The following is a 4,377-nucleotide window of genomic DNA, read 5'->3' as shown; positions in this document are numbered from 1 at the left end:
GTCCTGGCCACCGGCATGTTCCCGGCGGCCCGCACGGCGCAGCGCCAGTCCAGTGGCCTCAACGCGGCAGCGCTGGACCCTTGGGATGTCCAGGCTTTGCGTGCGCTGCCGGTGGATGCCCGGGTACTGATTATCGGCTCGGGGCTGACCATGGTGGATGCCCTTGAGTCCCTGAACCAGGCGGGACACCGAGGGCCGATCGAGGTTTTTTCCCGGCATGGCCTGTTGCCCCATGTGCGACGCCAGCCGCCGGTATGGGAAGATTTTCTCAGCCTGGCCCCGGACCTTCGCAGTCCTTTGCAGCTGCTGCGTGAACTGCGCCGCCAATGTGCCCTGGCCCAGTCCCTCGGGATCGACTGGCAGGCACCGCTGGACACCGTGCGCGTGCATATCGCCAGGCTCTGGAGTCAGGCCGATGATACCCAGCGCCGTCAGTTTGTACGCCATGTGCGGCCCTGGTGGGAGAGCCATCATCACCGTTCGCCGCCTCAGGGTGATGCCTTGTTGCAGCGCCTGCTCGAGGAAGGGCGGCTGACCATCCATGCGGCGTCGCTGCAAGGGGTTGATAGCTCAGGGCCACGGATCCGGCTGCGTTATCGCGGGCAATCCGAAGCGGTATGGATTGAAGGTGATGGCCTGATCAACTCCACCGGCATCGAGTACGACTGGCGCCGGGTGGATAAACCCTTGCCACGCCAGCTGTTGCAGCGCGGGTTGATACGGCCCGGCAATCTGGGGCTGGGCATTGCCGCCGATGCGGGCGGGGCGGTTTTGAATGCGCAGGCCGAGCCCGCACAGCGATTGTTTGCGATGGGCCCACCATTGCGCGGCATGTGGTGGGAAAGTACCGCGGTAACCGATGTTGCCTTGCAGGCCAAGGCATTGGCTGAGCGATTGGCGTCGCTGTAATACCCCCCCCCGACCTTCTCCCGCAGTCAGGGGGTTGAGGGGGCTTTTGTTTGAAATGACTTAATTGCCCTCAAAGCGAGCCGCCCGTTTTTCGATAAACGCCTGCATGCCTTCTTTTTGATCTCTGGAGGCAAACAGCAGTGCATTGGCTTTGCGCTCCAGCGCCAGGCCCGTTTCCAGTGGCCCGTCAACCCCGGCCAAAATCACTTCTTTGATCTGTTCTGCTGCCAGCGGCGGCATGGCGGCGATCAGTTGCGCCATCTCCAGGGCATAGGCCTGGACCTCGGCATCGTCCACAACGTTGCTCACCAGTCCCGAAATCCAGGCCTCTTCAGCGGTAATCGGCTGCCCGGTGAGGGCCATGCGCATCGCCTTGGCCTTGCCGACCGCCCGCACCAGCCGTTGAGTGCCGCCGATACCCGGCATGATGCCGATGCGAATTTCCGGCTGGCAAAATTTGGCGCTGCGCCCGGCCACGATGATGTCCGCCAGCATCGCCAGTTCGCAGCCACCGCCATAGGCATAGCCGCACACCGCCGCAATCACCGGCTTGGGGCAATGCTGGATGGGTGCCCACAGCCGTTCGGTATGACGCTGGTAAATATCGATCGGGCCGACCCCGGCCATGCTGTTGATATCGCCACCGGCTGCAAACACTTTGTCGCCACCGGTCAACAGGATGCAGCGCACGTTCGGGTTCTCGGCCAGCTCGGTGAAGTGACGCGACAGCAGCGCTTGCAGCTCAAGGCTCAGGGCGTTGGTGGCCTGGGGGCGGTTAAGACGCAGCAGGGCCACGCCCGGGCTCGGGAATTCAAGTAGTACCGGCGCGGCAGATGGTTCTGTCATGGGGTTCCTCATTGACGGGGGCTGTCACCACAGCATGCGCTGGATTGTTGCGTTCACCCGGTCGTGATTCATCGTCCGTTCAGACGACGAGCAGCCCCCGGATTGCCCCTAGAGTGGCTCCATCAGTAGAAAAGGAGCATGTCATGGGTCAACTCTCAGGGCTGGATTACAGCGCCAAGGTGGTGCTGGTCACCGGCGGCACCAAAGGCATCGGCGCCGGAATCGCCCGCAGCTTTCTGCAAGCCGGGGCACGGGTGATCGTATGTGGCAGGACAACCCCCGAGGTGTTGCCCCGGGCGGGATCGGCACAGGCGGTGTTCATGGCCTGCGATGTGCGCGACCCGGACTCGCTCCAGGCACTGTTCGAAGGCATTCGTGCCGATTTCGGCCGCCTCGATGTGCTCATCAACAATGCCGGCGGCAGCCCGCCGGCCGATGCGGCCAGCGTCTCGCCGCGATTTCACGAAAGCATTATCCGTCTCAACCTGATCGCCCCGCTGAACGTTGCCCAGCAGGCCAATGCCCTGATGCAGCAACAGGACGAGGGTGGTTGCATCGTGTTTATCGGCAGTATCAGTGCCTTGCGCGCATCGCCGGGCACCGCCGCGTATGGCGCGGCGAAGGCCGGGGTGCTGGCCCTGGTGCAGTCGTTGGCCGTGGAGTGGGCACCCAAGGTGCGGGTAGTGGCGGTCAGTCCGGGGCTGGTACGCACCGAGCAGGCCCATCTGCATTTTGGCGACGAACAAGGCATCGCGGCGGTCAGCGCCGGGATCCCGGCCGGGCGCATGGCGCTGCCCGAAGACATCGGCAACGCCTGCCTGTTTATCGCATCACCCCTGGCCGGCTATGCCAGCGGCTGCAACCTGTTGTTGCACGGCGGCGGCGAACGCCCGGCTTTTTTGAGCGCTGCGCACTGACGACCTTCAGCGGCGACCACCCGGTTGCTGCACTTGACACGCAGGAGACGAACTTGGCTGATTCTCAATTGCTAACCGACGTGCGCGCCCTGGTGGGGCGTGAATATGGTCGCGTCTACGCCTGGGACGAAGTCAACGCCCCGATGATCCGCCAGTGGTGCGAGATCATGGGCGTCGACAACCCGCTTTACACCGACCCGGCCTTTGCCGCCAACAGCGCCCAGGACGGGCTGGTGACGCCGCCTGCGATGTTGCAGGTGTGGTGCATGGAAGGTTTTCACATAAACAACTATGCGCCCGGCTCGACCACCGAAAACCCCTATGAAGTGCTCAAGCTGATTGAGTCCTACGGTTATCCGTCGGTGGTCGCGGTCAACTCCGAACTGACCTTCGAGCGCAACCTGCGTCCGGGTGAAAAGCTCTACTACACCACGCGGCTTGACTCGGTGGGCGACGAAAAAACCACCGGTCTGGGCACCGGCTTCTTTGTCACCCTGGTGATGGACTACTTCGTTGAACACAAAAGTGGCGACGAGGCCGTTGGCCAGTTGCTGTTTCGCGTATTCAAGTTTCGCCCGGCCAACAACCATGCGGTCGAGGCCGCTCCGGCCAAGGCCGAAGCGGCTGCGGTGGTCAAACGGCCGAAGCCGGGCATGAGCGATGACACGCGGTTTTTCTGGGAAGGCTGTGACGCCGGCAAGCTGCTGATCCAGCGCTGCACCCAGTGCCAGACCTTGCGTCATCCGCCGGCGCCGGTGTGCATCGAATGCCACTCGTTTGATTGGGACAGTGTGCAGGCCAGCGGCCGCGCCAGCCTGTATTCGTTTGTGATCATGCATTACCCCGAAGTTGCCCCGTTCGACCATCCCAACCCGATCGGCCTGATCGAGCTGGAGGAGGGCGTGCGTCTGGTGGCGGGGCTTGCAGGCGCCAAGCGCGAGGACCTGCGTATTGGCCAGCCCTTGCAGCTTGAGTTCCAGACCTTCGATGGCGAGTTGACCTTGCCGCTATTCCGACCTGTGGTCGAGTAAGGGAGCCAGCATGGATTTCGACATTAGCGAAGACCAGGGCGCCATTGCCGAAATGGCCGGCAGCGTGTTTGCCGACTATTGCACCGATGACCGCCTGCGCCAGTTCGATACCAGTGAGCAGGCCTATATGCAGCCGCTGTGGGAACTGTGCGTGGAAACCGGCCTGCAAGCCCTGGCCATCCCTGAAGCACAGGGTGGCAGCGGCCTGGGCATGACCGAATTGATGCTGGTGTTACAGGCTCAGGGCCGTGCGTTGGGGCAGGTGCCGCTGTGGCGCCATCAACTGACGGCTGCCACTGTCGCGCAGTTTGCCGATCCGTCATTGCAGGCGTGGGCTGAGGAGGCCGCCGCGGGCAGGGCATTGCTGACCCTAGATTTGAGCGGCCTGTTCAACGCCCATGGCATTCAATTGCACGGGGTAGAGACTGACGGTGGCTGGCGTGTCAAAGGCCGGGTGGGCGCTCTGGCGCTGGCCGAGCAATCGCAGGCGGCGTTGCTGCTGGTCAGTGTTGACGGGCAGCCGCGGTTGGCGCTGGTCGAGCTGGGCGACAAGGCGATCACTCACGTGCCCGGGCGCATGACCCATGGTGAGGCCATTGCCGATGTACATATCGACGGACTGCTGATCCGCGCCGAGTGCCTGCTCCCGCCAGCCGCGCTGGACTGGCTGGAGC

General features: G+C 63.4%; 5 protein-coding genes. 4 read left to right on the top strand and 1 reads right to left on the bottom strand.

Translation table 11 applies throughout. The features are described 5' to 3' along the window. Positions 1-909 (top strand): FAD/NAD(P)-binding protein (locus tag GHO03_RS23720; RefSeq protein ID WP_372241791.1); only part of this gene is annotated, 909 nt, incomplete at its 5' end. A gap of 60 nt (positions 910-969) precedes the next feature. On the opposite strand, the gene GHO03_RS23715 is transcribed toward GHO03_RS23720, so the two are convergent. Beyond that, positions 970-1,755, bottom strand: coding sequence for an enoyl-CoA hydratase (locus GHO03_RS23715; RefSeq protein WP_178102633.1), 786 nt, complete (start codon positions 1,753-1,755; stop codon positions 970-972). Positions 1,756-1,898: 143 nt separating this feature from the next. On the opposite strand from GHO03_RS23715, the gene GHO03_RS23710 reads away from it, so the two are divergent. The 3 genes from GHO03_RS23710 to GHO03_RS23700 all read left to right on the top strand — a co-directional run. Then, complete coding sequence (locus tag GHO03_RS23710) at positions 1,899-2,672, top strand: SDR family oxidoreductase (protein WP_095000004.1); 774 nt, start codon at positions 1,899-1,901, stop codon at positions 2,670-2,672. A gap of 53 nt (positions 2,673-2,725) precedes the next feature. Next, positions 2,726-3,703 carry a bifunctional MaoC family dehydratase N-terminal/OB-fold nucleic acid binding domain-containing protein gene (locus tag GHO03_RS23705; protein WP_153400633.1) on the top strand — a complete coding sequence of 326 codons (978 nt, stop codon included), beginning with the start codon at positions 2,726-2,728 and terminating at the stop codon, positions 3,701-3,703. A 10-nt stretch (positions 3,704-3,713) separates the two neighbouring features. Continuing rightward, a partial coding sequence (locus GHO03_RS23700) for an acyl-CoA dehydrogenase family protein (protein ID WP_178110362.1) occupies positions 3,714-4,377 on the top strand: 664 nt, incomplete at its 3' end.

Origin of the sequence: Pseudomonas sp. FSL R10-1339, assembly GCF_009600545.1 — a bacterium.
Lineage (GTDB): Bacteria > Pseudomonadota > Gammaproteobacteria > Pseudomonadales > Pseudomonadaceae > Aquipseudomonas > Aquipseudomonas bubulae.
This window is presented reverse-complemented; position numbering and strand designations above follow the sequence as displayed.

What these genes read in the sequence shown, in the direction of transcription:
- GHO03_RS23715 (WP_178102633.1), bottom strand. Translation starts at nt 1,755, where the DNA reads ATGACAGAACCATCTGCCGCGCCGGTACTACTTGAATTCCCGAGCCCG.
- GHO03_RS23710 (WP_095000004.1), top strand. Translation starts at nt 1,899, where the DNA reads ATGGGTCAACTCTCAGGGCTGGATTACAGCGCCAAGGTGGTGCTGGTC.